Genomic DNA, 24,407 nt, shown 5'->3' with positions numbered 1-24,407 from the left:
GCAGACCTTTATGATTGGCCGTGGCCGAACACGCGCGCGACCGCCTGTTCGACCAGAGCCGTGAGTTGCTGGCTGTCGAGGACGAAGCCGCCCTCCGCCCATTCGATGCGCCCGTCGCCGGGCGTGATGTCAGGCTGCCCGAGCACGATCAGCTTGCCGGTGAAGCCGTGCTCGGCCGCAAGCTTGCGGACCAGCTCCTCAGCGGGCTCGACCACGCTCTCATGGACGCGCAGCACCAGATGCGGCGCCGTTCGGGCGTGGCTCAGGCACTCGCGGATGGCCCCTTCCAGAGCCGCCAGCGGCTTCTCGGCGAGCGCCGCCCCGGCCAGCGCCTTCGCCGTCGCGATCGCGACATGCGCCGCATGTTCCTCGATTGCGGCGGCGCGAGCCGCCTCCTGCGCGAACAGCCGCTCGGCCGAACGCGCGAGCTGTCCGGTCAGGCCAGCGAGCTGGCCTTGCGCCTCGCGATGCGCCTGCTCGACCCCGGCATGAAAGCCCTCCGCGCGGGCGGCAGCGAGTTCGGCCTCGCCGGCCGCCTTGCGGCTGCCTTCGCGAAAATCCGTGCCGAACATGAATTTTGTCGCGGAAGCCATCTCAGTACACCAACTCGTCGTCGGCGCTGCCCTTGGACAGCACGATCTCGCCCCTGTCGGCCAGGTCCTTGGTCAGTTGCACGAGCTTGGTCTGCGCCTCGTCGACTTCCTTGAGCCGCAAGGGGCCAAGGCCTTCCATATCGTCCTGCATGACCTTGGAGGCGCGCTGCGACATCGCCCCGAAGAAGAACTCCCGCATCGACTGGCTGGCGCCCTTGAGCGCGCGCGCCAGCGTGTCCTTGTCGGCCTGGCTCACCAGCGTCTGGAGGCCAGCCGGATCGAGCTTGGCAAGGTCCTCGAAGGTGAACATCAGGGCGCGGATGCGCTCGGCCGACTCCTGGTTCGAGGCATCCAGCGCCGAAAGGAAGCGTATCTCGGTTTGCCGGTCGAAGCCGTTGAAGATCTCGGCCATCATCTCGTGCGGGTCGCGCCGGCGCGTCTGGGTCAGCGTCGAGACGAATTCGGTACGCAGCGTGTTCTCGATATGGTCGAGCGCTTCCTTCTGCACCGATTCCAGCCGCAGCATGCGCCCGACGACCTCGATCGAGAGCTCGTTCGGCAGGTTGCGCAAAACGTTGGCGGCATGCTCGGCCCGGATCTTCGACAGGATGACCGCGATGGTTTGCGGATACTCGTTCTTGAGGAAGTTCGCGAGCACGACAGCGTCGATATTGCCGAGCTTCTGCCACATGTTGCGGCCGGCAGGCCCGCGGATCTCCTCCATGATCAGCGCGACCTGATCGGTCGGCAGGATCTTCTCGAGCAGCGAGATCGTGCGGTCGAACGAACCCGTGATCGCGCCGGCGCTGGAAAGCTTGCCGACGAAATCGAGCATCAGGCGTTCGACCTCGTCGGCATCGACGGTGCCGAGCTCGGCCATGGCGCGCGTGATGATGCGGATCTCGTCGTCGTCGAATTCCTTCCAGATCGCGCGGCCGTGATCTTCGCCCAGCACGAGCAGGATGACGGCAGCGCGCTGCGGGCCAGTCATCTCGGCGACACTGGTCACGCCGAAGCCGCCGCCCTCGATGGCATCCGGCAAGCCAGGGTTCCGCGTCGCGATGGATCGGGTCTCGGCCATGTCTCAGCGCCCCGTCACGCGGCGGACTTCTCGTGGATCCAGCTCCGCAGCACCGCGACCGAGTCGGCCGGATTCTGTGAGACCAGAGCCCCGATCTTTTCCACGGACTGCGCCTTGAGCTGCCCCTTGACCTGCGCGATTGCCAGCATCCGCTCGGAAGCGGGGGCGTCCACATCGACAGGTAGCGGCTCGCCATCGGGACCGACCGTCAACGCCCGCGTGCTGCCGGCCGGGTCGCCGGTCGCACCAGCGGGACCGGCCAAGGCAACGCCGCCGTTGAGCATGAAGGAGGGGATCGCCCGGATATTGCTGTTGTCGGAAGCCAGAACCTGCTTCAGCAGCGGGCGCACCACCGTCATCAGCACGATCACGGTCAGCAGCGAGATGACGGCGAGCTCGGCGAAGCGAACGAGGTCCTCCCTGGTGAAGGAGGTGAGCTGCTGCAGCAGCGTCTGCTCGGCGAGATCGGCCGGCGGCGGCGGCGCCTCGGCGAAGCGCAGGTTGACGACCTCGACCTTGTCGCCACGGCCCTGGTCGAAGCCGACGGCGGTGCGCACGAGCTCGCCGATGCGCTCCAGTTCCTCGTTGTTACGCGGCTGATAGGACAATTCGCCGGCCGGGCTGCGGGTATAGTTGCCGTCGACGAGGACCGCGACCGAGAGCTTCTTGACCCGCCCGCCCTCCAGCACCTCGGTGCGGGTGGTGCGCGAGATCTCGTAATTGGCGACCTCCTCGTTCTTCGAGGAGTTCTCGCGCTGGTTCTGCTGGGCGCCTTGCGTCTGCTGGGCGCCCGGCAGTTCGTTGCCGACGGTGACCGTGCCGTTGCCGCCTTCGGTCGTGGTCGAAGCCTCCGTGCGGTTCTGGCTGGAGCGCAGGACCCGGCTTTCCGGATCGTAGCTCTCGGAACGGCTCTCGACGCGGTTGGTGTCGAGCGCGGCCGAGACCTGCACCCGCGCCCGGCCATAGCCGACGACGCTGGCGACGATATCCTCGACCTGAGACTTGATGCGCTTCTCGATCGCGGTCTGGCGCTCCTCGATGCCGAGCCCGATCAAGCCCTGGTCGCTCTGCGCGCCGTCCGCCAGGAGCCGGCCGCGCTCGTCGACGATCGAGACCCGCTCCGGCTTCAGTCCGTCGACGGCCGAGGCGACGAGATGGCGCACGGCCCGGACCTGCGCGGCATCGAGATCGCCGGCGAGCTTGAGCGCGATCGAGGCGCGCGGCGGCTCGCGGTCGCGCTCGAACAGGCGCCGCTCGGGAATGACGAGATGGACGCGCGCCGACTGCACCCGGCCGATCGAGCGGATGGTGCGCGACAGTTCGCCCTCGAGCGCGCGGAGATGATTGATGTTCTGGACGAAGCTGGTCGAGGAGAAGGCGTCGCCCTTGTCGAAGATCTCGTAGCCGACGCCTCCGCCGGCCGGGATGCCCTTGCCCGCGAGGTCGAGGCGCAACCGCGGCACATCGGCCTTCGGCACCAGGACCGTCTGGCCGTCGCCGCGCAATTCGTACTTGATGCCGCGCGCGTCGAGATCCTTGAGGATGGCGCTGACGTCCTGGCTGCCCAGATCCGAGAACAGCACGCTCATCGCCGGCTGGGACATCCGCAGCATCACGAAGCCGAAGAAGCCGACGAGCACCAGTGTGACGGCCAGCATGGCCGCCAGGCGCGCCGCTCCGAATTTGGCAAACTGCTCGATCAGGCCGTTCACGCCGCCATCCGTCCCACAGAATCGCAGGGGGCGGCACACCTGCCCGCCCCACTAGGCAAGTTTTTCCCAGTCCATGGTTAGCGGCTGGTTAATTTTTGGGGACGCTTCGTTAAACTTTCTGGCCGACCCTGCCGCGCAAACGCCAAAGGCGCCGGCCCTGTTCGGGCCGACGCCTTTGAAAAGAAACGAGAATATCTGCTTCTTACTGGCGGTAGTGCTGGATCCGGGTCGTCCGCAGGCCGGCGAGGCCGTGCTGGTCGATCGACATCTGCCAGCTCAGGAACTCGTCGACGGTCAGCGTATAGCGCTGGCACGCCTCTTCGAGGCTGAGCAGCCCGCCGCGCACGGCAGCCACCACCTCGGCCTTCCGCCGGATGACCCAGCGCCTGGTATTCATCGGGGGCAGGTCCGCGATCGTCAGCGGACTTCCGTCCGGTCCGATCACGTACTTCACCCGCGGTCGCAATGGCTCGGTCATGGTACTCTCACACAACTCAACAGAGCTACTGAGGGCAGCATAGGCGGGCGGCTTTAAGAATTGGCTAAAAAGATCGCCTCGGATGTCCACGACTGATTCGCCCGCGCTCAATCGCTGCGCACCACGCTCTTGACCTTGTCGATCGGCACCGTGATCGAGCCGATCTTGAGCATCGGGATCGACGAGGTGAAATCGACGCCGTCGACCACGCCGCTGACCTGCGTCTTTGCCGTGATGCTCTCGCCCAGGACGTTCTTGGCATCGATCGAAATGCTGTACTCGCCATCCGGCGCCGCGGTGCCGAGCGAGGTCGAGCCGTCCCAGCTGAAGGTCTGGTCGCCAGCGGTCAGCGTCCGGGTCATCGTCTGGACGACGCTGCCGCTGGAATTCTTGATGGTGATCGTGGCGGTGCCGGCCGAGGCCATGCTGACCTTCCAGTCGGCCTTGCCGTTGGCGAGCCGGGTCGTGGTGCCGTCGGCCGTGATCGTGGAGCCGATGAAGCCGACCGCGTTCGTCGCCGTCCCCGCCGCGCTGAGGCTGAGCAGGGAGCCCAGCGTCTCATTGGTCTTGAGCTGCTGCTCGACGCCGGCGAACTGCACGAGCTGCTGGGTGAACTGGTTGGTGTCGAGCGGGTCCAGCGGCGACTGGTTCTTGAGCTGCGTCGTCAGCAGCGTCAGGAACTGGTCGAAATTGTTGGCAATGCCGCTCGTGGAGCCTGTCACCGTACTGTTGCTGGTGCCGGATGTGCCGGAAGTGCCTGATGTGCCGGAAACCGCCATGGCGCTTGTCCTCGTTCAGATGCTGAGATCGACGCCGCCGAGCCGGATGAGGCGGCGCTGCGGCACGGGGTCGATCGAAAGGGGGGCGTCTTCGGTGAGCTCGATACCGCCCGGTTGGCGCGGGCGCTGCGGCGCCTCGTCCTGCTGGCGGTTCTGGCGGAAGGCCGATTGATCGGACGGGTCGCGCAGGGTGATGTCCACGCCGCCGTCGGACGGCTTCAAGCCCGCCTGCTCGAAGGCGCGCTCCAGCGTGCGCGCATCGCGCTGGAGGAGATGCAGGGTTTCGACGCGGTCCACCACCAGCTTGGCGCTGACCTCGCCCTTGTCGGAGATCGACAGATTGACGTCGACACGGCCGAGTTCCTCGGGGTCGAGCCGGATGTCGAACTGCCGCGAGCCCGACATAGCGCGCAGGCCGATCTCGATCGGCACGACATGGATCGGCGTCGGCTGGCCACTCGCCGTACCTTGCCCCGGGGCGCCGGGAGCGCCGCCCGTCGCCGCATTTAGGTCGAGCGGCTGGAGCAAACGGTCATGCCCGGCCTTCCCGGAGACCTGTTGCAGCAAGGTCGACAGGTCGAACGGCGTCGTCGGCTGCTGGAGGGCGTCGAGCGCCTTTGCGTCGGCGGGAGCCGGCGCGCCGCTGGCCGCAGCCGACTGGTCGGCCTTCGCCACGATATCCGCGAAGTCCTGCCCGGCTGCCCCGACAGCATGGACGCCGCCTTGCCCCCCCTTGCCGTCGGCAGCCAGGGCGGTTTCCGGCCGCGGCTGCTCCGGCGCCGACGTCGTGATGAGCGGTAGCCCTGCGGTCGCAGCGGCAAGCGCCGGCTTCGCGGCTTCCTTCTTGGCTCCGCCCTCGGCCGACACGGTGCCGACGGCCTCACCGGCAGCCGCATCGACCGCCAGCAGCGGCCCCTGCGACAAGACCACCGGAGGCACGAGCACGACTGGCACCGGTGTCGTCACAACCTGATTTTCAGCCCCGGGAGCGGATACCGCCGCGGCGGCCTCGCCTTTGTCCTCTGAGGTTGTCTTGCCGTCTTTCTTCGCCGCGCCCTCGCGGACCTCGCCTGCGACCTCTCCCGACTCCGTCGCCTTCCCCTCGCCGGTCACTTCGGCCTGGGTGCCAGTCTGGGCAGCGGCCATTGCGATCAGGAAGGCGATCCCGGTCGCATCCGGAGCAGGCTTGCCACTCGCAGCGGGCGCCGCGACGGGCACAGCCGCCACGATGGCCGTTTGAGATGCATTCCCTTGCGCCTGAATCTTGGCGGGATCGGCAACCGGCTCGGCAGCGTCCTTGGCCGCCCCGGCCTCGCCCGAAGCAGCCACCTTCCCCGCCGTGCCAGCCTTGTTCGCTCCGGCGGCAGAGGTCTCGGTCTCGGGCAGCGTGAAGACTTCCCCGCCCTCGCGCTGCTCGGTTTGAGCGGCGCGCGACCGGGCGGCCGGTGCGTCGGCAGTGGCCTGACTGGTGAACGCAGACTGAATCGACATGAACGGTCCCGTGACGCGGGCAGCAACGCGCCCGGCCCTGTCCAGCAAGTTGCAAGCCAGACACGACCCTTTCTGAATCAATGCTTTAGCGCTTGCAGCACCTGAACGACGGGCAATATAAGCCCGGTTCGGCAGCCCAGGCCGGCAGGATTTGCCGATCCTGCTGGCGGCATCGGAGCAAAGCCGGTATAGAGCCGGCAGACGCGCCGACGCCGCCTTTCGAACCTCCAGAGCCAGCCACGACACAGCCGAGAATGACCGCGCCCTTCCGCAATTCCCTCGACATCGCCAAGCCGCCCGCGGCGACACGCGTCGTCGCGGCGATGTCCGGCGGCGTCGATTCCTCGGTGGTCGCGGCCCTGCTGAAGCGCGAAGGCTACGATGTCGTCGGCGTCACGCTCCAGCTCTACGACCATGGCGCGGCCGTGCATCGTGCCGGCGCCTGCTGTGCCGGGCAGGATATCCACGACGCCCGCCGCGTCGCGGAAACCATCGGCATCCCGCATTACGTGCTGGATTACGAAAGCCGCTTTCGCGATGCCGTGATCGAGCGCTTCGCCGAGAGCTATCTCGCCGGCGAGACGCCGATCCCCTGCGTCGAGTGCAACCGGACCGTAAAGTTCCGCGACCTGCTCGATCTTGCCAAGGAGCTCGGCGCCGACGCGCTGGCGACCGGCCATTACGTGCTCAGCCGCGATCTCGGCAACGGCCATCGTGGCCTGTTCCGCGCGGCCGACATGAGCCGCGACCAGAGCTATTTCCTCTATGCCACGACGCAGGAGCAACTCGACCTGTTGCGCTTCCCGCTCGGCCATATCGACAAGTCGCAGACCCGCGCGCTCGCGGCCGAACTCGGCCTCGCCATTGCCGACAAGCCGGACAGCCAGGATATCTGCTTCGTGCCGAACGGCCGCTATGCCGACGTCATCGAGCGGCTCAAGCCCGGCGCGGCCCGGCCCGGCGATATCGTCCATCTCGATGGCCGCATCCTCGGCCATCATGATGGCGTGCTCCATTACACGATCGGCCAGCGCAAGGGTCTCGGCATCAGCGCGAGCGAGCCGCTCTATGTGCTCCGGCTCGATGCCGACGCCGCCCGCGTCATCGTCGGCCCGCGCGAGGCGCTCAGCGTCCGCGAGATCCGCCTGCGCGACCTCAACTGGCTCGGCGAGATGTCGCTCGATGCCCTGCCGCCCGAAGGGCTCGACGTCGCCGTGCGCGTCCGTTCGACCCGCGCCCCGCGCGAGGCCCGGCTCTTCCGCGACGCGGACGACCTGCGCATCGAGCTCGCCAGCGACGAGGAAGGCGTTTCGCCCGGCCAGGCCTGCGCGATCTATGCCGATGCCGGCCCGGGCTCCCGCGTGCTGGGCGGCGGCACCATCCTGCGGCGCCCGCTCGCCCTGCCGGCCGCGTCCGCGCCGGCCGCCCTCGCCCTGTCCTGACCGCTCAGGCTCAAGACCTCCCGCTCGGACCCAGACCATGTCGGTGACCTACGACCTCGACGGCCAGAAGCGCGTCTACGCGACCTGGGCCAAGTTCTACGACCGGATCTATCAGCGCATGCTGGCGCGCCCGCAGCGCGAGGCGGTGGAAGCGGCCTGCGCCTGTGGACCCGACATCCTTGAGATCGGCGTCGGCACCGGGCTCACCCTGCCCTATTTCACGCGGGAGTCGCGCGTCTTCGGCGCCGACCTCTCGCTCGACATGCTCAGGGTCGCCCATCGTAAGGTCGAGAGCCAGAAGCTCGACCATGTCCACGGGTTGATGGTGATGGATGCCTGCCGCCTCGGCTTCGGCGACGAGCGCTTCGACGCGGTGACCGCGCAATTCGTGATCACGCTCGTGCCGAATCCCGAGCAGGCGCTGGCCGAGATGGACCGTGTCCTGAAGCCCGGCGGCGAGATCGTCATCTCCAGCCGCCTCGTCGACGATGGCGGCCTGCTGGCGCCGTTCTGGAGCGCGGTCGCGCCGCTGTCGAAGGCGATCGGCTGGAGCTCCGACTTCAAGGTCAGCCGCCTGACGGACTGGGCGAAGGCGACCGGCCGCTACGAGACCGTCCATATCGGGCGCGGCTATTTCAAGGTCGTCCGGCTGCGCAAGCGCGCTTCTGCCGATAACGCGCAATCCAAGGCTTGACGGCCCCCCGCTGCGCCGCCTATATCGCGCCTCGAAGACGAGCCGGCTTGCCGGCTCCGACCCTGTGGCGGGGTAGCTCAGCTGGTTAGAGCAGCGGAATCATAATCCGCGTGTCGGGGGTTCAAGTCCCTCTCCCGCTACCACTTTACCCCCCAAGCTTTGCGCGCGGGGAAATGGTCGCCACCAATCATCTTCGTCAGGTGGCCTTCGATCGAAATCTCTGGAGCTGATCCGGTTTCCGCCGGGTGAACCGTCATTGTCGCGACCAGATCGCGCAGGGCGGTTTTTGATTCCGCGCCGAATTCATCGCCGGCCTTGACGGTCTGCACGAGAACCTCGACCGTCGCGAGGGCGTGGTTCACAGCGGCCGGGTGCAGCGCGACCAGCTTCAGCGTCGCGTCCAGCACGACGAGCGTGTTCCCAGGCAAGAAAGTCGAACTGCCCGGTTTTCTCAGGTCCGCCCGGAGGCGTTACAGGTCCGAACAGTCATAGCGGAACTGCACCGGGTCAACGCCTCGGTTCAAGGTGCCCTCGGCGCTCGCGGCACACGTCTCACCAGCGGCGGTGGACCTCTTCGGCCCAACCGAAGATGCGCTCGACCTTGTAGCGTTTGCCGCTTTCGCTGACGACGGAGCCGTCAAAATAGCCGAAGCATTGATGCTCCTTGCTGCAAACGATGAGCCGGTCGAAATTCGAGTAGCGATCGTAGACCGGCGTGAACACGAGGTCGACGCGATCTCCACGGATGCGCCACGGCTTCATCCAGTCGTCGCGGTCATAGATCCACTCGTGTTCCTGGCTGATCTTCTCGATCCGCCCATCGAGCCGCAGCGCATTCTCGGTGGATGGTGTCCCGTCCGTCCATTTGGCGCCGAATTGCAGTCCGATCTCATGGCCGTCGCTGCGGCCGCTCCCCGAGGCCCAGTTCCAGGTGATCCAGTAGGGCCAGCGCCCGCGACCATGATCGAGCGTCGCGTAGGCGGTCGCCGTATCGACCTCGTAGGCGACGCCGTCCGCGACGACCCGCCCGCGCACGGGCAGGCAGTTGTCCTTTCGTGTGTATTGGAAGCGGCGATCGTCCCAGGGCACGACGACACCCATCGACTCGTGCCCGTCCGGCTCGATGACCTCGAGATCGACGGTGAGGCGCGGCGTGGTCGCGCGCAATCTGGTCCCGGTCGCGGTCGGAAGCATCTCGATCAGCATCGCGTCGCCCCGCCCGATCGTGGCGCCGCTGCCCGACCGCTCCGGCATGGCATCGATGCGCCCGCGCGGCAGCCAATGGATTTCCGCCTGCGAAAAGGCCTGGACGGTCGTCAGGTCGAGAAAGAAGGTCGCCAGCGTCACCCGGTAGTCGCTATGCGACACGTTGATGGCGACCGTGATCTCCGGCGTCGTGATGCACCAGTATTCGAACCGTTTGTTGCGTCCCCAGCCCCGCAGATTGGCGCGATGCAAGGGTCGCCGCGTCCATCCGACGGCAGCGGGATTGAGCCGTCCGTTGGGCAGGCACAGGTCGACCTCGGCGGTCAGCTCGGGCTCGGTCTTGTTCACGCCGCCTACCATCTGCGATGTACCTCTTCCGCCAGTCCGAACACATTGGCGACGCGCACCCTCTCGCCCGCGTCGGAAACGATTTCACCGTCGAAATGCCCGAAACATTGATCGGCATGCGCGCTGATCACCCAGCGGTCGAAGGCATGGCGGTGATAGAGCGTCGGGGTGAACATGAGATCGACCCGCTCGCCGCGGATCGACCAGGGCGCCATCCAGTCCGAGCGATCATAGGTCCAGATCAGCTCCTGGCTGATCTTGTGCAGCCGGCCATCGATGCGCACCGCGTTTTCGGTCGACGGCGTTCCGGCCGTCCATTTGGCGCCGAACTGCAAACCGATCTGGCGGCCGTCGGTGTCGCCGCTGGCCGCGGCCCAGTTCCAGCGCGTATCGTAGGGCCAGCGCCCTCGGCCATGATCGTGAATGGCGTAGCCGCGTCCACGCGTGATGCGTCGCTCGACGCCGTCGACGACGACGCTGCCCTGGACCTGCATGCAATTGTTCTTGCATGTGTACTGGAACAGCCGATCGCTCCAGGGAACGAGCACGCCCATCGACTCGCGACCGGGCTCGTCGAATACCTGTAGCGCGACGGTCGATCGCCGTGTGGTGACGTCGATCGCGACGCCAGCCGCATTCGGCGTCAGCCTGACCGTGATCGTCTGTCCGACTGCCTCCATCGCAGCACGCCTGTCGAGGCCTGACAGGATTCCGCGCGGGGGGAGCCATCGGTTCTCGCGCGTCGCACAGACGTCCCCGGTCTTGAGGTCGATGAAGGTCGACGCGATCATCGCGCGATAATCGTGATGAGAAATATTGGCGGTCAGCACGAAATCATCCGTGATGATGCACCAGAACTCGAAGCGCTTGTTGCGCCCCCAGCCCCGCAGATTAGCCCGGTGCAGCGGCTGCCGGCTCCATCCGACCGCCGCAGGATTCAGGCGCCCGCTTGGCAGGCAGAGATCGACAGGGGTGGTGAGCTCACGTTCGGTTCGTGTCGCGGTGTCGCGATTGAGCTTGGCCAGGTCCAGCATCAGTCGTTACGTCCGCTTGTCGTCGCCGCGCTCGCGGCTCAGTTCCGCGATCAGCGCGTCCCCCGCGATGCGCTCGTGCTCGATCACCAGCTCGGCGCCGCGCTCGAAGTCGCCCATGCCGATCGCTTCACGGATCGCCTTGTGCTCATCGAGCGAGCCCCGCAATCGGGCCGGCACCGCCTCGAAACCACGATGCATCGCCGAAGTCTGCGCCCACAGGTTGTTCAGGAGCTTGAACGTCCATTCCGTGGCCGGCGTATCGGCCAGGATGCAATGGAATTCGCGATTGAGACGCCCGTAGCGAACCGCATCATTGGCGGCGACGGCAGTCTCGGAGGAGGCGATATTGCGATCTATCTCGGCCAGTGTCTTCGCCGTGTAGGCGGGGCCGCCCAGCCTGATCGCAATCGCCTCCAGCGCACCGCGGATGGCATAGACCTCCACGAGTTGCTCGCGCTTGATCGAGGCGACGACGACCCCGAGATGAGCGTGGAAATCGAGCCAACCCTCGGCCGAGAGGCTGCGGATCGCTTCCCGGATTGGCGTTTCGCTGATGCCGAGTGCTTCCGACACCTCGCGCGAAGTGATGCGGTCGCCGGCCCGCGCGCTGCCCGACAGGATCATCTCCTGGATATGCTGGCGCGCCAGATCCGACTTCGTCAGATAGACGGCGACCGGGCCGGGTTCTTCCCCCCGCCCCCGGCCACCGATCCGCTGCAACCGCGCGTCAGCCCTTGGTCGCGCCATCGGCCAGCCCCTTGATCAGCCATTTCTGAACGAGCAACGCGAAGATCACGACGGGAATGACGGTCAGCGTTCCGACGGCCGTCAGCGCCCCCCAATTCGCCCCGTTGACGCTATCGCCGGCAATGCCGGCGATCGCCACCGGGATCGTGGTCGCGAAGCGGTTCGTGAGCACCAGCGCGAACAGCAGCTCTTCCCAGGCGAGGATGATGCTGAAGATCAAGGTCGACAGCAGCCCCGGCATCGAGATCGGCACGATGATCCTCACAAAGGCGCCGAAGCGCGTGCAACCGTCCAGCATCGCGGATTCCTCGAGCTCCGGCGGCAGGGACTTGAAGAAGCTGCGCATCAGCCACATCACGTAGGGGATCAGGAAGGTGCAGTAGGCGAGGATCAGCGTGATGTGCTGGTCGGCGATGCCGAGCCGCCGCGCGACGAGAAACATCGGCACGGCCAGCGCGATCGGCGGCACGCCGCGCGACAGCAGGATCAGCGCACCGATCGTTGCCGCGCCGCGCAGCTTCACCCGCGCCAGCGCATAGCCCGCCATCGAGCCCGCGACGATCGAGAGCAGCCCGGCACCGCAGGCGACGATGACCGTGTTCAGCATGCGGCGCGGCACGTCCGCATGCCAGATATAGCTTGTGTAGGTCTCGATCGTCGGCGTGAAGAAGAGGGTCGGCGGGGTCGTGAAGATATCGCGCGGCATCTTGAACGATGTCAGCACCATCCAGAACACCGGGAACAGGAAGAAGGCGCAGGCGATGACGCCGCCAGCGATGCGCAGATAGTGGCCCGTCGGGAACTTCCCGCGGCGAACGGCCGTGGAGGAGGCGGCGGTCAATACATGTCCTCCAGCTTCTTCGCCCCGCGCAGGAAGATCGCGGTCAATGCCATGGTGAGGATGAGGACGATCACGGCCATCGCCGAGGATTCCGCGAATTTCAGCGAGCGGAACGCTTCCTCGTAGATGAAGAGATTGATCACGCTGGTCGCATGGCCCGGGCCGCCATTGGTCGTCGCCAGCGCGATATCGAACATCTTCACGGCGCCCAGCCAGCGCACGATGAAGGTCGCCGCGATGACCGGCATGAGAAGCGGAATGGCGATCGACTTGAACTTGATCCACCAATTGGCGCCATCGATCTCCGCCGCCTCGAACACGTCCTGCGGCAGGGCGAGCAGCGCCGCGGTGGCGATCAGCGTCACGAAAGGCGTCCAGCGCCAGGTGTCGACCAGAACCAGCGTCACCATCGCGAGCACGGGATCGCCGAGCCAGTCCACAGGGCCTGCCCCGATCAGGCCGAGCAGATAATTGACGACGCCCCAGAGCGGGTCGAGCAGCATGCGCCACACGCCGCCGGCGACAACCGGCGCCACGACCATCGGAATGATGAAAAGTGCGCGCACGACGCCGCGCCAGCGCCACTCGGCATTGATGAGATAGGCGATGCCGAAGCCGAGGGCCATCTGCAACGGCAGCGCCAGCACGAGATAGATGCCGGTCACCCGCAGCGCATTCCAGAAGCGATCGTCCTCGAGCACCGTCAGATAATTGTCCCAGCCGACGAAGCCGGACGGCGTGAACGAACCCAGATCGAGCTCCGAGAAGCTGATCTGGATCGTGTAGAGGATCGGGTAGGCCAGCGTCGCCAGCAGCAGGAGGGCCGCCGGCGTCATGAACGTCCACCGGCTGAGAAAATCCTTGATCCCCAGCCACATCCGCGACGTCTTCGGTCTCGCGGCCTCGTCCGTCGACATCGCGCGGGTGCGTGTCATCGCAGCAGGCGTTCGATGCGGGTCGCGGCGTTCTTCAGCGCCTGGTCCGCGGGAATCTGGCCGGAGACGGCCCGCGCGGTCTCGTCCGCCAGCACCTGCTGCACCGCGTCGGACTTCGGCATGCGCGGGCGCCACATCTCGCCGGCCTGTGCCGCATCGTAACCCTGCTGGAGTGCGACATAGACGGGGGTAAGCCAGGCACTCTCGGGCTTTGTCGCCAGCGTCGACTTGCGCGCCGGGAACACGCCGAGCGCATTCGCCTGCCACACTTCGCCCTCTTTCGAGCTCAGCCATTGCAGCAGCGCCCAGGCGGCACGCTGCTGCTTGCTCTTGTTGGTCACCGCGCCGCTCCAGATGCCGCGATGGGCACCCGGGCCGCTCGATCCAACCGGCATGACCTGTATGCCGACCTGCTCGGGTGTCAGCGTCGTGGTTGCCGCGTCGACCGCCGTTCCCCTGAAAACGCTGCCCCACATGAACATGGTCGCGACCTGGCCCTGGCGGAACGCCTGCAGCGACTCGTTGAAGCCGTGACTGATCGCTCCGGGCGGCGCGTATTTCAGCAGATCGATATGCATCTGCAGGGCCTTCACGCCCTTTTCGTTGTTGAAGGCCGGCTTGTTGTTTTGGTCGAGCAGCGCGCCGCCATTCGAATTCAGGATCGTCTGCCAGATGGTCGGCGTCAGCGCATCGCGCGCGAAATAGGTATCGATCGCCCAGGCACTGGGCTTGCCGCCATTGTTGGTGTCCTGGACCAGCTTGGGTGCCTGCGCGAAATATTCGTCCCAGGTCAGCTTCGGTGTCGGCTCGGGCAGCCCGGCCTTCTTGTAGAGCGTCTTGTTGACGAACATCAGCAGCAGGTTCGAGCGCAACGGCACGCCATATTGCGCGCCGCGCCATTCGCCGGCTGCGAGCGGCGCCGTGTTGAAATCGCTCCAGTCGTAGTCCTTCGCCGTCCAGGCGGCCGCGTCCTTCTTGAGATCGAGCAGCGCGCCGGTTTGCGCAAGCTGGGGAATCCAGGGGTCGTCGGCGATGATGATGTCATAGGTCGGGCTCGGCCCGGTGACGTCGAGCAGGCTCTTCGCGAGCAGTTCCGCGTAAGGCACGCCGTCGATGGTGACCTTGATATGCGGGAAGCGCTTGTTGAATTCCGGCACCATATTGGTCTGCCATTGCTTGGCGAAGGCCTCGTTGGCGATCATCCGCACATTCACGGGCGCGGCCGCGGTTCCGAGAGCCGCATCGGCCTCTTGCGCCCAGGCGCCGCCCGTCACGGCAAGAGCCGCCAGGACCGTTGCACCGCCGATCGCCAACGCCCGGCGCGTCGAACCCATGCCATCTTCGTCGCGTGTCATCCCTGCCTCCCGATCGCCGTGGTCGCTTGAAATTATCGCGCCGCTACCTTGCGAAGCATCGGCCCCCACGGAGGCACTATTTCTCTACATTCTATAGAATGTCTAGATCGATATAATAAAAACAACGAGTTATGAGATTTATATCAAGGCAACTGAGGCAGAGGGTCGGTTTCCGGCCTGTTCGGCAGGAGGCGACACGCCGAAGGTTGCCCCTACGTCCCGCTTCGATCAGACCGCGTCGGGGCTAGCGACGAAGGGCGCGAGGCTCGCAAGCGTCCCTTATGCCTCCGGCGTCACTCCACCATGCCCCGGAACCGCGCCCCGTCGAACATCGCGTCCCCCGCGCTGCCCGCGACCAGTTGTGGAAGCAGCGCCTTCCAGGCCTCGATCATGTCGATGAAATAATCGGGGTCCTGGCGCAGCACGCTCTGCACGCCCATGCCGCGCACCAGGCAGACCGTCAGGTTCAGAATGATGCGGGCCTGGCGGGCCGAGCGCGTCTGCGGGTCGCAGAACTCGACCCAGGTCGCATCGAGCGCCTCGTGGAAGCGCTTGACGACGGGGATCATGCGCTGCCGCAGGTCGGCATCGTTGCGCGCCTCGGTGATCATCTCCAGCGACAGATAGAAGAAGCGGCCGGAAAACAGCTCCCAGAGGAAGCCGACGAAGCCTTCGAGCGACAATTCGCCCTTCTGCACGCGCAGGGCGACGGCGCGGATCTCGGCCGTGCCGTCGTCGAGCAGCCGCTCCATCGCGGCCAGGATGATGTCGGCCCGGGCGGGGAAGTGATAGAGCAGCGCCCCGCGCGAGACCTTGGCGCGCGCGGCGATCTCCTGCGTGGTGGCCGCGTGATAGCCGACATCGTGGATGACATCGAGCGTGGCCTCGATCAGCCGCTCATAGGTTGCGACGCTACGCGCCTGCTGCTGACGCTCGGAGCGTGAGACCTTCGTCATCCCTGTCCCACCTTGATGCTGCGCCAGCTCTGCCTGCTAAGTGAAGCCGGCTCTCCGGGCATCCGACGCACGAACCGGGAAACCGGCGCGCACTACGCCCTCACTCCTTATCGCCTCGCCCAGTCGGCGTGTCGACGCTATAAAAAACAATCTTGCCTGATTTTTTCGCGGAACTACCGTGCCCGGACCGCGACGATGTTCGCTCACGCAGGAGGGATGAGCCCATGACGGACGACGACTACAGGAACAGGAGCTATGGCGAGATCCCGGTCGGCTTCGGCATGAAGCCCGGCATCGTCGTCGTCGATTTCCAGACCGGCTTCACCGATGCCCAATATCCTCTCGGCGGGGCGCCGCTCGTCATGCGCGCCGTGGAGAACACGGCGAAATTGCTGGAGGTCGCGCGCCGCTACAACGTGCCGGTCGCGAACTGCAACACGGCCTATATGAACGAGCGCGAGATGCCGTATTGGAAGATCACCGCCGTGCGCGAGACCTTCCGGCACGACCATCCGAGCGCCGCCTTCGACCCGCGCATCTACGACCCCGACTACGATCTCACGATCTGCAAGAAGGCTCCGTCGATCTTCTTCAACACCGGCGTCAGCGACTATTTCAACAAGGAGCGCGTCGACACGGTGATCGTCACCGGCTGCAACACCTCGGGCTGTATCCGCGCAACCTCGATCGACAGCTTCAGCTACCGCTACCGGACCATCGTTCCCGAGGATTGCGTCGGCGATATCGAGGAGCAGCCGCATCGCGACAACCTCCGCGATCTCGGCCGCCGCTATGTCGACATCTCCGACCTGAAGACCGTGCTGGCCTATCTGGAAGACTGGCACCAGCAGAACGCCGCCTGAGGCACCAGCCGCGCACCGCAACGCAGCCGCTTGCGGCGGTGCGCGGTATCCAAGGACGCGCGACGGCCCCGCCATCGGCCGTCGCCCTGCGGCGCAAGCCGCGCCGCTGCGCGATACTTCGACAACGCGAATCAGTCCGCTGATCCCCTGCGGCAGAAACGCCGCGCCTTCGGGGCGCAAGCGCCACTTAAGTCATTCGAACTTCATCGAAATTGGCGAGCGCTTGCCGTACCCCGATCTCCGGCTATGCTGAAAAACCGCATAAATTCGGGAGGGACGATGATTATCTGGTCGATGATTATCTGGCTGGCCTGCGCCGCCATCTTTCTCGAACTGGTCGAGCGGGCTCCGTCCATCGACAATTGACCGACAGGCCGGCACTGGTCGTCGCCAATGCCGGTCCACCGCACTTCAAGCCGCCCCGGCAGCCGTGAGAGCCTGCCCGACGATGCGGCGTGCCTCCTCCTGGATCGCGGCGAGATGTGCCTCGTCCCGGAAGCTCTCCGCATAGATCTTGTAGACTTCCTCGGTGCCGGAAGGCCGTGCCGCGAACCAGCCATCCGCCGCCGTCACCTTGAGGCCGCCGATCGGTGCGCCATTCCCCGGAGCATTGCTCAGGACCGCCGTGATCGGCTGGCCCGCCAGTTCCTTCGTCGCGATCTGTTCGGCCGAGAGATTCTTCAGGACCGCCTTCTGGCTGGCGCTCGCCGGCGCATCGACGCGCGCATAGCAGGGCTCGCCGAGTTCAGCCGTGAGCTGGCGATAGAGCACGCCGGGATCGCTGCCGGTCTTGGCGGTGATCTCGGCGGCGAGCAGGCCGAGAATGATGCCGTCCTTGTCGGTGGTCCAGGCCGTCCCATCCATGCGCAGGAAGGAGGCGCCTGCGCTCTCCTCGCCCGCGAAGCCGAAGCTGCCCGAGATCAGCCCGTCGACGAACCATTTAAAGCCGACCGGCACCTCGACGAGGCGCCGCCCGAGCTTGGCGGCGACGCGGTCGATGATCGCGCTTGAGACTGCCGTCTTGCCGATCGCCGCATCCGCCCGCCAGCCCGGCCGGTTGGCGAAGAGGTAGGCGCTGGCCGTCGCGAGATAATGGTTCGGGTTCATCAGCCCGCTGCTGCGCGTCACGATGCCGTGCCGGTCGGCATCGGTATCGTTGGCGAAGGCGACGTCGAAGCGGTCGCGCATGCCGATCAGGCTCGCCATCGCATAGGGCGAGGAGCAATCCATCCGGATCTTGCCGTCCCAGTCCGCCGTCATGAAGCCGAAGGTCGGGTCGACCTCCTTGCTGACGATCGTCGCGTTGAGCCCATAGCGGTCGATGATCGGCTGGTAGTAGTCGAGCCCGGCCCCGCCGAGCGGATCGATGCCGATGACGACGCCGGCCTGCCGGATCGCCTCCATGTCCACGACACTGGCGAGGTCGGAGACATAACCGGTGATGTAATCGTGGCGGTGGACATGCTCGCTCTTCAACGCGCGCTCGTAGGGCACCCGCTGGATGCCGGCGAGCTTATCGGCGAGGAAGGCATTGGCGCGCTTCTCGATCCAGCCGGTTGCGTCGGTATCGGCCGGCCCGCCATGGGGGGGATTATATTTCAGGCCGCCATCGGCCGGCGGATTATGCGAGGGCGAGATCACAACGCCATCGGCGAGCCCGGCCGTCCGGCCGCGATTATGCGCGATGATGGCATGCGAGATCACCGGGGTCGGCGTGAAGCCGAGCTTCTCGTCGATGATTGTGGCGACGCCATTGGCGGCGAAGACCTCCAGCACGGTCTCGAAGGCATTGCGCGACAGCGCATGGGTATCGATGCCGAGGAAAAGCGGCCCGTCGATGCCCTGCTCGCGGCGATAGAGGCAGAGCGCCTGCGCGATCGCCAGGATATGCGCCTCGTTGAAAGAACGCAGCAGCGCCGAGCCGCGATGACCGGAGGTGCCGAAGGCGACCTGCTGCGAACGCTGCGCGGGATCGGGTTGCTCGTAATAGGCTTTGGTGAGGGCCGCCACATCGACAAGTTGGCCGGGCTCAAGTCGCTTGCCGGCCAGGGGACTCACGGAATCGCTCATGAAGGGTCTCGTTGTAGGCAAGTCAGGATGCGACATCCCTTATAGACGCCGGCATGAACAGAGTTGCAACGGAATGCGACAGGGTCGCGGCACGTCACGTCACGATCGCAGAAGCTCCCCGCATCGATTCACGCGCCCCCTGAAAAAGCCGCTTTTTTCTCGCGCTTGTTGCAAAGGCGGGCTAGTACGCGCCCCTGCATTATCGTCTCGCGGACGGGAGCTATCGATGAAGATCGTGATGGTGGGCTCGGGCTATGTCGGGCTTGTCTCCGGCGCCTGCTTTGCCGATTTCGGCCACGAGGTCGTCTGCGTCGACAAGGTCGAGGCCAAGGTCGCGGCGCTGAAGCGTGGCGAGATCCCAATCTTCGAGCCCGGCCTGTCGGAGTTGGTGCGGACGAATGCGGCAGCGGGCCGGCTGTCCTTCACCACCGATCTCGCCGGCCCTGTCGCCGAGGCCGATGCGGTCTTCATCGCGGTCGGCACGCCCTCGCGCCGCGGCGACGGCTTCGCCGACCTGTCCTATGTCTATGCCGCGACCCGCGAGATCGCCCGGGCGCTCGACGGCTACACGGTGATCGTGACCAAGTCGACGGTCCCGGTCGGCACCGGCGACGAGGTCGAACGCATCATCCGGGAACTACGGCCCGATGCCGATTTCGCCGTCGTCTCCAACCCCGAGTTCCTGCGCGAGGGCGCCGCGATCGAGGATTTCAAGCGGCCGGACCGTATCGTCGTCGGCACCGAGGACGAGCAGGCGCGCACCGTGATGGCCGATATCTACCGGCCGCTCTATCTCAACAACGCGCCGATCCTGAACACCGGCCGGCGCACGGCGGAGCTGACGAAATACGCCGCCAACGCCTTCCTGGCGACGAAGATCACCTTCATCAACGAGATCGCCGATCTCTGCGAGCAGGTCGGCGCCAATGTCCAGGATGTCGCCCGCGGCATGGGTCTCGACAACCGCATCGGCTCGAAATTCCTGCATGCGGGGCCGGGCTATGGCGGCTCCTGCTTCCCGAAGGACACGCTCGCGCTGATCAAGACGGCGCAGGATTACGGCGCGCCGTCGCGCATCGTCGAGACGGTCGCGGCCGTGAACGACCAGCGCAAGCGGGCGATGGGGCGCAAGGTGATCGCGGCCTGCGGCGGCTCCGTGCGCAGCAAGACGATCGCGATACTCGGCCTCACCTTCAAGCCGAACACCGACGACATGCGTGACGCGCCCTCGATCGCCGTGGTCACGGCACTCATCGACGGCGGCGCCACGATCCGTGCCTATGATCCCGAGGGCATGGAGCAGGCCAAGGCCGTCCTGCCGGCCGGCGTCGCCTATTGCAGTGACGCCTATGAGTGCGTGACGGGCGCTGACGCCGCGGTGATCGTGACAGAGTGGAACATCTTCCGCGCGCTCGATCTCGACCGGGTCAAGGCGGCGATGACGGCTCCGATCCTCGTCGACCTGCGCAATGTCTACCGAGCCGAGCAGGTCCGGGCGAAGGGCTTCACCTATGCGGATGTCGGGCGCGGCCTCGCGGCGCCCGAAGGCAAGGAAGCCGATACGGCTGCCTGAGCAAAGGGCGCAAGGCTCGCGTCATGGGAGCGTGATTACGCAAGGAAACACGTCGTCATCCCGGGCTTGACCCGGGATCCATGCCGGAGCGTTTCCGATCAAGGTTCGGGAATGGATCCCGGATCTCCGCTTCGCTGCGTCCGGGATGACCGCGTTTCCATCAAGGCAGCATACCCTGACCCGCCGCGCGTTCTTTCGCCGCCCGCTCCCGCATCAGCGCCCGTTCCCGGGCGTTCTGCGTGAGAGCCACCGCGCTTTCGAAAGCCTCCGCCGCCTCCTGGTGGCGGCCGAGCTTGGCGAGCAGATCGCCGCGCACGCCCGGCAGCAGGTGATAGCGCTTGAGCGCGGGCTCGCCGGCCAGCGCTTCGACCAGGGCGAGCCCCGCCTCCGGCCCCTCCGCCATGCTGACCGCCACGGCGCGATTGAGCGCGACGACCGGCGACGGCGTCACATGCCCGAGCACCGTATAGAGCGCGACGATCCGCTTCCAGTCGGTCTCGTCGGCGGTTCGGGCACGCGCATGACAGGCGGCCAACGCCGCCTGCAGCAGATAGGGCCCCGGCGCCGCGCCGGCGAGCTGCTGCGCTCGCTCCAATCCCGTAAGGCCGCGCCCGATCAGCAATCGGTCCCAGCGGGCGCGGTTCTGATCGAGCAGCAGGATCGGCTCGCCATCAGGACCGACCCGCGCCCGGAGTCGCGACGCCTGCAATTCCATCAGCGCAACGAGGCCGTGGACCTCGGGCTCGTCAGGCGCCCGCGCCGCCAGGATGCGCCCCAACCGCAGCGCCTCTTCGCACAAGCCCGGCCTGACCCAGTCCTCGCCGGCGGTCGCGGAATACCCTTCGTTGAAGATCAGGTAGACGACCTCCAGCACCGAGGCGAGGCGCTCGCCGAGTTCGGCACCGGCCGGGACCTCATAAGGCACCTTCGCGTCGCTCAGCGTCTTCTTCGCCCGCACGATGCGCTGCGCCATCGTCGGTTCCGGCACCAGGAAGGCGCGCGCGATCTCGTCGGTCGTCAGCCCGCCGAGCAGCCTGAGCGTCAGCGCGATCCGCGCCTCCTTGGGCAGGACCGGATGGCAGGCGGTGAAGATCAGGCGCAACAGGTCGTCACCGACCTCGTCGTCGAGCGCCTCGTCGAGATCGGGCATCGCCGACCCTTCACTGTCGATATCGCGGCCGATCTCGTCCTGCTTGCGCCGGGCCATGATCTCGTGGCGAGCAGCGTCCGCGGCGCGATGCTTGGCGACCTGCATCAGCCAGGCCGCTGGATTGCGCGGAACGCCCTCTTCGGGCCATTGCTTCAGCGCGGCGACCAGCGCATCCTGCGCCAGCTCCTCGGCCCGGCCGACATCGCGGGTCAGACGCGCAAGCCCCGCGATCAGCCGGGGCGACTCCATGCGCCAGACCGTCTCGATGGTGCGGTGTGCATCGCTGCCCGACATGGGAAGCGATACACACCATCAGCCCACCGGCTGGCAAGCGGTGCCGCGATCGCTCAGCCCTGGCCCTCGGACTCGGCCTTGAGCCGGTCCCACTGCGCCGCGGTCTCCGGCCTGACGATCTCACCGAAATCGGCCAGCTCGAACAGTGGCCGGATCTCGATCTCGGACGGGCCGGGCATCGGGTTGGGGCAGCGCTTGACCCAGGCGATCGCCTCGTCGAGCGAGGCGCATTCCCAGAGCCAGTAGCCGGCGACCAGTTCCTTGGTCTCAGCGAAGGGCCCGTCGACGACGGAGCGCTTGGCGCCATCGAACTGGACGCGGGCGCCCTTCGAGCTGGGCTGCAGACCGTCGCCGCCCTTCATGATGCCGGCTTTCACCAGCTCTTCGTTATAGGCCATCATCGCCTCGAGCAGCTCCTGGGTCGGCGGAGCGCCGGCTTCGCTGTCCTTGGTCGCCTTGACCATCACCATGAAACGCATCGGTTTTCTCCTGTAAGAGACGGGCGCATCGCCTGCACCGTCCATTGAGTTGGATTTGGGGTATCGGGCCGGCTCAGCCGGGGCGCTTCTCGAATTCCGCGCGCAGCTGTTCCTTCCGTTCGCGCCGCTCCGGCGTCACCATTTCTCCGAAATCCTCCATCTCGAAGACGGGCCGGAGCTCGATCTCGGTGTTGCCGTCGAAGGGCGCGCGCTTCAGCCACTCGACCGCCTCGTCGAAGGACTTCACCTGCCAGAGCCAGAAACCGGCGAGCAGCTCCTTGGTCTCGGCGAAAGGGCCGTCCGTGATAGCCCGCTCGCTGCCAGAGAAGCGCATGCGGATGCCCTTCGACGTCGGGTGCAAGCCTTCCGCAGCCAGCAGGATGCCGGCCTTGATCAGCTCTTCGTTATAGACGCCCATCTTCGCGAAGACGTCCGGATCCGGCATCACGCCGGCTTCGCTGTCCTTGCTGGCCTTGACCAGAACCATCACGCGCATCGGTCTTCTCCTCGGGTTTGGGAGAACCGGGCGGCTCCGGCGCGGACCGCCGAAACCCGTTCTCTGACTGCACGTCGAACGGGCGCGACCGGAATCGACAACGCCGGGAATCTTTTTTCGTTTTTTTGCGGAGCCGCCCGCGCCTCCACGGATCAAGCAGGAACGCACGCGGCTCCAGCGGGTTTCGACATCCCCGTGATCGATCCTTCAGCCCTCATCCTGAGGAGGCCCGCAAGGGCCGTCTCGAAGGATGGTCCAGATTGCCCTCGAACCTCCTGGAGCATCCTTCGAGACGCAGCCTTCGGCCGCTCCTCAGGATGAGGGCTGGTCAAGACAAGGCGGCGTCAGGCGCCGCGCGGCAGAGCCTCCAGGAAGCGCGCCGGCTCGCCCTGCGAAGGGGACGTCAGTTCGCCCTCCCACATCACCTTGAGGCCGCGCACGAAGGTGCCGACTGGCCAGCCGGTGACAGTGACGCCGTCATAGGGCGTCCAGCCGCATTTCGAGGCGCTCCATTCCTTGGTGATCGTCTCGCGGCGCTTGAGGTCGACGATGGTGAAATCCGCATCGTAGCCGACCGCGATCCGGCCCTTGCCCTCCAGCCCGAAGATGCGCTGCGGCCCGGCGCTGCTGAGATCGACGAAGCGCTCCAGCGTCAGCCGGCCGGCATTCACATGGTCGAGCATGATCGGCACCAGCGTCTGCACGCCCGGCATGCCGGAGTGGCTCGCCGGATAGGGGTGGTGCTTCTCTTCATGGGTATGCGGCGCGTGATCGGAGCCGAGCACGTCGACGATGCCCTGCTCGACGCCCCACCAGATGCGCCGGCGGTGGCTGTCGTCGCGGATCGGCGGGTTCATCTGGGCATAGGTGCCAAGCCGCTCGTAGCAATCGGGCGCGACCAGCGTCAGATGGTTCGGCAGCACCTCGACGGTGGCGACATCCTTGTGGTCCTTCAGGAAGACCATCTCCTCGCCGGTCGAGATATGCAGGATATGGACGCGCGCGCCGGTCTCGCGCGCGATCCGCACCAGCCGCTTCGTGCAGGTCAGCGCCACCTCTGGCGAGCGCCAGACCGGGTGGCTCGACGGATCGCCCTCGACCCGCAGCGGCATGCGCTCGCGCAGCATCATCTCGTCTTCGGAATGGAAGGCGGCGCGCCGGCGCGTGCGCTTCAGGATCTCGGCGACGCCCCGGTCGTCCTCGACCAGCAGGTCGCCGGTGGAGGAGCCCATGAACACCTTGATGCCGGCCGCGCCCGGCAGGCGCTCCAGTTCCGGTACGTCATGGGCATTCTCATGCGTGCCGCCGACCCAGAAGGCGAAGTCGCAATGCATGCGGTGCCGGCCGCGCCTGACCTTGTCGGCCAGCGCCTCCGGCGTCACCGTCTGCGGGATCGTGTTCGGCATCTCGAAGACGCAGGTCACGCCGCCAAGCGCGGCCGAGCGCGATCCGCTCTCCAGGTCTTCCTTGTGGTCGAGCCCCGGCTCGCGGAAATGCACCTGGCTGTCGATCACGCCCGGCAGGATGTGCAGGCCGGTGCAATCGACGACCTCGCCGGCCGAGGCCTGCGAGAGATCGCCCAGCGCCATGATCTTGCCGCCGGTGACGCCGACATCGCGCACGACGCGGCCATCCTGGTTCACCACCGTGCCGCCCTTGAGGATGACGTCGTAAGTCTGGGGCATGGCATGTCTCCGGGAGGTTGAGCAAAGGCGGGATGCAGCCTACCTATCGGCCAACGCGCCGTCCCGGAAGCCCAAACAGTTTTCGGGTGGCGCCATCATCCCCAT

Annotated in this window: 23 protein-coding genes and 1 tRNA gene; 5 read left to right on the top strand and 19 right to left on the bottom strand. The window is 66.3% G+C overall.

The features are described 5' to 3' along the window. Window positions 1-8: 8 nt before the first annotated feature. The 6 genes from Q0Q02_RS00835 to Q0Q02_RS00810 all read right to left on the bottom strand — a co-directional run bounded on the left by Q0Q02_RS00835 (window position 9) and on the right by Q0Q02_RS00810 (window position 6,380). Window positions 9-593: a FliH/SctL family protein gene (locus tag Q0Q02_RS00835; RefSeq protein ID WP_293806150.1), complete on the bottom strand. Its 585-nt coding sequence runs from the start codon at window positions 591-593 to the stop codon at window positions 9-11. Between the two features lies 1 nt (window position 594). Further along, complete coding sequence (gene fliG, locus Q0Q02_RS00830) at window positions 595-1,674, bottom strand: flagellar motor switch protein FliG (RefSeq protein WP_293806149.1); 1,080 nt, start codon at window positions 1,672-1,674, stop codon at window positions 595-597. 14 nt (window positions 1,675-1,688) lie between these two features. After that, entirely contained in the window at window positions 1,689-3,386 is a 1,698-nt protein-coding gene (gene fliF, locus Q0Q02_RS00825; RefSeq protein WP_293806148.1) for a flagellar basal-body MS-ring/collar protein FliF, read from the bottom strand. A gap of 202 nt (window positions 3,387-3,588) precedes the next feature. Next, on the bottom strand, window positions 3,589-3,864 hold the full coding sequence (locus tag Q0Q02_RS00820; RefSeq protein ID WP_038359348.1) for a DUF1153 domain-containing protein: 276 nt from the start codon (window positions 3,862-3,864) through the stop codon (window positions 3,589-3,591). 107 nt (window positions 3,865-3,971) lie between these two features. Continuing rightward, a complete protein-coding gene (locus tag Q0Q02_RS00815) occupies window positions 3,972-4,643 on the bottom strand; it encodes a flagellar hook capping FlgD N-terminal domain-containing protein (RefSeq protein ID WP_293806147.1) in 672 nt (223 codons plus the stop codon). Window positions 4,644-4,658: 15 nt separating this feature from the next. Next, entirely contained in the window at window positions 4,659-6,380 is a 1,722-nt protein-coding gene (locus tag Q0Q02_RS00810) for a flagellar hook-length control protein FliK (RefSeq protein ID WP_293806146.1), read from the bottom strand. An 8-nt stretch (window positions 6,381-6,388) separates the two neighbouring features. Here Q0Q02_RS00810 and mnmA point away from each other — a divergent pair, with 8 nt between their 5' ends. The 3 genes from mnmA (at window position 6,389) to Q0Q02_RS00795 (ending at window position 8,413) form a co-directional block, all read left to right on the top strand. Further along, window positions 6,389-7,576 (top strand): tRNA 2-thiouridine(34) synthase MnmA, encoded by a 1,188-nt coding sequence (gene mnmA / locus Q0Q02_RS00805; protein ID WP_293806145.1) that lies wholly within the window; start codon window positions 6,389-6,391, stop codon window positions 7,574-7,576. Window positions 7,577-7,613: 37 nt separating this feature from the next. Next, window positions 7,614-8,270, top strand: coding sequence for a class I SAM-dependent methyltransferase (locus tag Q0Q02_RS00800; protein WP_293806144.1), 657 nt, complete (start codon window positions 7,614-7,616; stop codon window positions 8,268-8,270). Between the two features lie 66 nt (window positions 8,271-8,336). Then, window positions 8,337-8,413, top strand: a tRNA-Met gene (locus Q0Q02_RS00795). Here Q0Q02_RS00795 and Q0Q02_RS00790 read toward each other — a convergent pair. The 8 genes from Q0Q02_RS00790 to Q0Q02_RS00755 all read right to left on the bottom strand — a co-directional run bounded on the left by Q0Q02_RS00790 (window position 8,408) and on the right by Q0Q02_RS00755 (window position 15,692). Beyond that, window positions 8,408-8,677, bottom strand: coding sequence for a hypothetical protein (locus tag Q0Q02_RS00790; RefSeq protein WP_293806143.1), 270 nt, complete (start codon window positions 8,675-8,677; stop codon window positions 8,408-8,410). The two genes, Q0Q02_RS00795 and Q0Q02_RS00790, sit on opposite strands and share 6 nt — an antisense overlap. A 145-nt stretch (window positions 8,678-8,822) precedes the next feature. Further along, window positions 8,823-9,824, bottom strand: coding sequence for a DUF2804 domain-containing protein (locus Q0Q02_RS00785; RefSeq protein ID WP_293806142.1), 1,002 nt, complete (start codon window positions 9,822-9,824; stop codon window positions 8,823-8,825). A gap of 5 nt (window positions 9,825-9,829) precedes the next feature. Then, a complete protein-coding gene (locus Q0Q02_RS00780; protein ID WP_293806141.1) occupies window positions 9,830-10,858 on the bottom strand; it encodes a DUF2804 domain-containing protein in 1,029 nt (342 codons plus the stop codon). 6 nt (window positions 10,859-10,864) lie between these two features. Beyond that, entirely contained in the window at window positions 10,865-11,605 is a 741-nt protein-coding gene (locus Q0Q02_RS00775; protein WP_293806140.1) for a GntR family transcriptional regulator, read from the bottom strand. Further along, window positions 11,586-12,446 (bottom strand): carbohydrate ABC transporter permease, encoded by an 861-nt coding sequence (locus Q0Q02_RS00770; RefSeq protein ID WP_293806139.1) that lies wholly within the window; start codon window positions 12,444-12,446, stop codon window positions 11,586-11,588. The genes Q0Q02_RS00775 and Q0Q02_RS00770 overlap by 20 nt, the downstream gene beginning before the upstream one ends. Then, entirely contained in the window at window positions 12,443-13,282 is an 840-nt protein-coding gene (locus Q0Q02_RS00765) for a sugar ABC transporter permease (protein WP_293806138.1), read from the bottom strand. The genes Q0Q02_RS00770 and Q0Q02_RS00765 overlap by 4 nt, the downstream gene beginning before the upstream one ends. 95 nt (window positions 13,283-13,377) lie before the next feature. Further along, complete coding sequence (locus Q0Q02_RS00760) at window positions 13,378-14,736, bottom strand: sugar ABC transporter substrate-binding protein (protein WP_293806137.1); 1,359 nt, start codon at window positions 14,734-14,736, stop codon at window positions 13,378-13,380. 293 nt (window positions 14,737-15,029) lie between these two features. Continuing rightward, on the bottom strand, window positions 15,030-15,692 hold the full coding sequence (locus Q0Q02_RS00755) for a TetR/AcrR family transcriptional regulator (RefSeq protein WP_293806136.1): 663 nt from the start codon (window positions 15,690-15,692) through the stop codon (window positions 15,030-15,032). A gap of 224 nt (window positions 15,693-15,916) precedes the next feature. Between Q0Q02_RS00755 and Q0Q02_RS00750 the strand changes: the two genes are divergently transcribed. Continuing rightward, window positions 15,917-16,555, top strand: coding sequence for an isochorismatase family protein (locus Q0Q02_RS00750; RefSeq protein ID WP_293806135.1), 639 nt, complete (start codon window positions 15,917-15,919; stop codon window positions 16,553-16,555). 411 nt (window positions 16,556-16,966) lie between these two features. Here the strand turns inward: Q0Q02_RS00750 and pgm are convergent, their stop codons facing one another. Beyond that, a complete protein-coding gene (gene pgm, locus Q0Q02_RS00745; RefSeq protein WP_293806134.1) occupies window positions 16,967-18,625 on the bottom strand; it encodes a phosphoglucomutase (alpha-D-glucose-1,6-bisphosphate-dependent) in 1,659 nt (552 codons plus the stop codon). Window positions 18,626-18,851: 226 nt separating this feature from the next. Between pgm and Q0Q02_RS00740 the strand changes: the two genes are divergently transcribed. After that, window positions 18,852-20,198: a UDP-glucose/GDP-mannose dehydrogenase family protein gene (locus Q0Q02_RS00740; RefSeq protein ID WP_293806133.1), complete on the top strand. Its 1,347-nt coding sequence runs from the start codon at window positions 18,852-18,854 to the stop codon at window positions 20,196-20,198. Between the two features lie 160 nt (window positions 20,199-20,358). On the opposite strand, the gene Q0Q02_RS00735 is transcribed toward Q0Q02_RS00740, so the two are convergent. The 4 genes from Q0Q02_RS00735 to Q0Q02_RS00720 all read right to left on the bottom strand — a co-directional run bounded on the left by Q0Q02_RS00735 (window position 20,359) and on the right by Q0Q02_RS00720 (window position 24,302). Then, window positions 20,359-21,642: an RNA polymerase sigma factor gene (locus Q0Q02_RS00735; protein ID WP_293806132.1), complete on the bottom strand. Its 1,284-nt coding sequence runs from the start codon at window positions 21,640-21,642 to the stop codon at window positions 20,359-20,361. 53 nt (window positions 21,643-21,695) lie between these two features. Next, a complete protein-coding gene (locus Q0Q02_RS00730; protein WP_293806131.1) occupies window positions 21,696-22,121 on the bottom strand; it encodes a YciI family protein in 426 nt (141 codons plus the stop codon). Between the two features lie 73 nt (window positions 22,122-22,194). After that, window positions 22,195-22,617 (bottom strand): YciI family protein, encoded by a 423-nt coding sequence (locus Q0Q02_RS00725; RefSeq protein ID WP_293806130.1) that lies wholly within the window; start codon window positions 22,615-22,617, stop codon window positions 22,195-22,197. A gap of 344 nt (window positions 22,618-22,961) precedes the next feature. Then, entirely contained in the window at window positions 22,962-24,302 is a 1,341-nt protein-coding gene (locus Q0Q02_RS00720; protein WP_293806129.1) for a dihydroorotase, read from the bottom strand. Window positions 24,303-24,407 lie beyond the last annotated feature (105 nt).

This window comes from uncultured Allobosea sp., assembly GCF_945956895.1.
Taxonomy (GTDB): Bacteria; Pseudomonadota; Alphaproteobacteria; order Rhizobiales; family Beijerinckiaceae; genus Allobosea.
The sequence above is the reverse complement of the archived record's forward strand: the minus strand, read 5'-3'. Positions and strand labels throughout refer to the sequence as shown.

What these genes read in the sequence shown, in the direction of transcription:
- Q0Q02_RS00835 (WP_293806150.1), bottom strand. Translation starts at nt 593, where the DNA reads ATGGCTTCCGCGACAAAATTCATGTTCGGCACGGATTTTCGCGAAGGC.
- fliG (WP_293806149.1), bottom strand. Translation starts at nt 1,674, where the DNA reads ATGGCCGAGACCCGATCCATCGCGACGCGGAACCCTGGCTTGCCGGAT.
- Q0Q02_RS00820 (WP_038359348.1), bottom strand. Translation starts at nt 3,864, where the DNA reads ATGACCGAGCCATTGCGACCGCGGGTGAAGTACGTGATCGGACCGGAC.
- Q0Q02_RS00815 (WP_293806147.1), bottom strand. Translation starts at nt 4,643, where the DNA reads ATGGCGGTTTCCGGCACATCAGGCACTTCCGGCACATCCGGCACCAGC.
- mnmA (WP_293806145.1), top strand. Translation starts at nt 6,389, where the DNA reads ATGACCGCGCCCTTCCGCAATTCCCTCGACATCGCCAAGCCGCCCGCG.
- Q0Q02_RS00800 (WP_293806144.1), top strand. Translation starts at nt 7,614, where the DNA reads ATGTCGGTGACCTACGACCTCGACGGCCAGAAGCGCGTCTACGCGACC.
- Q0Q02_RS00780 (WP_293806141.1), bottom strand. Translation starts at nt 10,858, where the DNA reads ATGCTGGACCTGGCCAAGCTCAATCGCGACACCGCGACACGAACCGAA.
- Q0Q02_RS00775 (WP_293806140.1), bottom strand. Translation starts at nt 11,605, where the DNA reads ATGGCGCGACCAAGGGCTGACGCGCGGTTGCAGCGGATCGGTGGCCGG.
- Q0Q02_RS00765 (WP_293806138.1), bottom strand. Translation starts at nt 13,282, where the DNA reads ATGACGCCGGCGGCCCTCCTGCTGCTGGCGACGCTGGCCTACCCGATC.
- Q0Q02_RS00760 (WP_293806137.1), bottom strand. Translation starts at nt 14,736, where the DNA reads ATGACACGCGACGAAGATGGCATGGGTTCGACGCGCCGGGCGTTGGCG.
- Q0Q02_RS00755 (WP_293806136.1), bottom strand. Translation starts at nt 15,692, where the DNA reads ATGACGAAGGTCTCACGCTCCGAGCGTCAGCAGCAGGCGCGTAGCGTC.
- Q0Q02_RS00750 (WP_293806135.1), top strand. Translation starts at nt 15,917, where the DNA reads ATGACGGACGACGACTACAGGAACAGGAGCTATGGCGAGATCCCGGTC.
- pgm (WP_293806134.1), bottom strand. Translation starts at nt 18,625, where the DNA reads ATGAGCGATTCCGTGAGTCCCCTGGCCGGCAAGCGACTTGAGCCCGGC.
- Q0Q02_RS00740 (WP_293806133.1), top strand. Translation starts at nt 18,852, where the DNA reads ATGAAGATCGTGATGGTGGGCTCGGGCTATGTCGGGCTTGTCTCCGGC.
- Q0Q02_RS00735 (WP_293806132.1), bottom strand. Translation starts at nt 21,642, where the DNA reads ATGTCGGGCAGCGATGCACACCGCACCATCGAGACGGTCTGGCGCATG.
- Q0Q02_RS00730 (WP_293806131.1), bottom strand. Translation starts at nt 22,121, where the DNA reads ATGCGTTTCATGGTGATGGTCAAGGCGACCAAGGACAGCGAAGCCGGC.
- Q0Q02_RS00725 (WP_293806130.1), bottom strand. Translation starts at nt 22,617, where the DNA reads ATGCGCGTGATGGTTCTGGTCAAGGCCAGCAAGGACAGCGAAGCCGGC.
- Q0Q02_RS00720 (WP_293806129.1), bottom strand. Translation starts at nt 24,302, where the DNA reads ATGCCCCAGACTTACGACGTCATCCTCAAGGGCGGCACGGTGGTGAAC.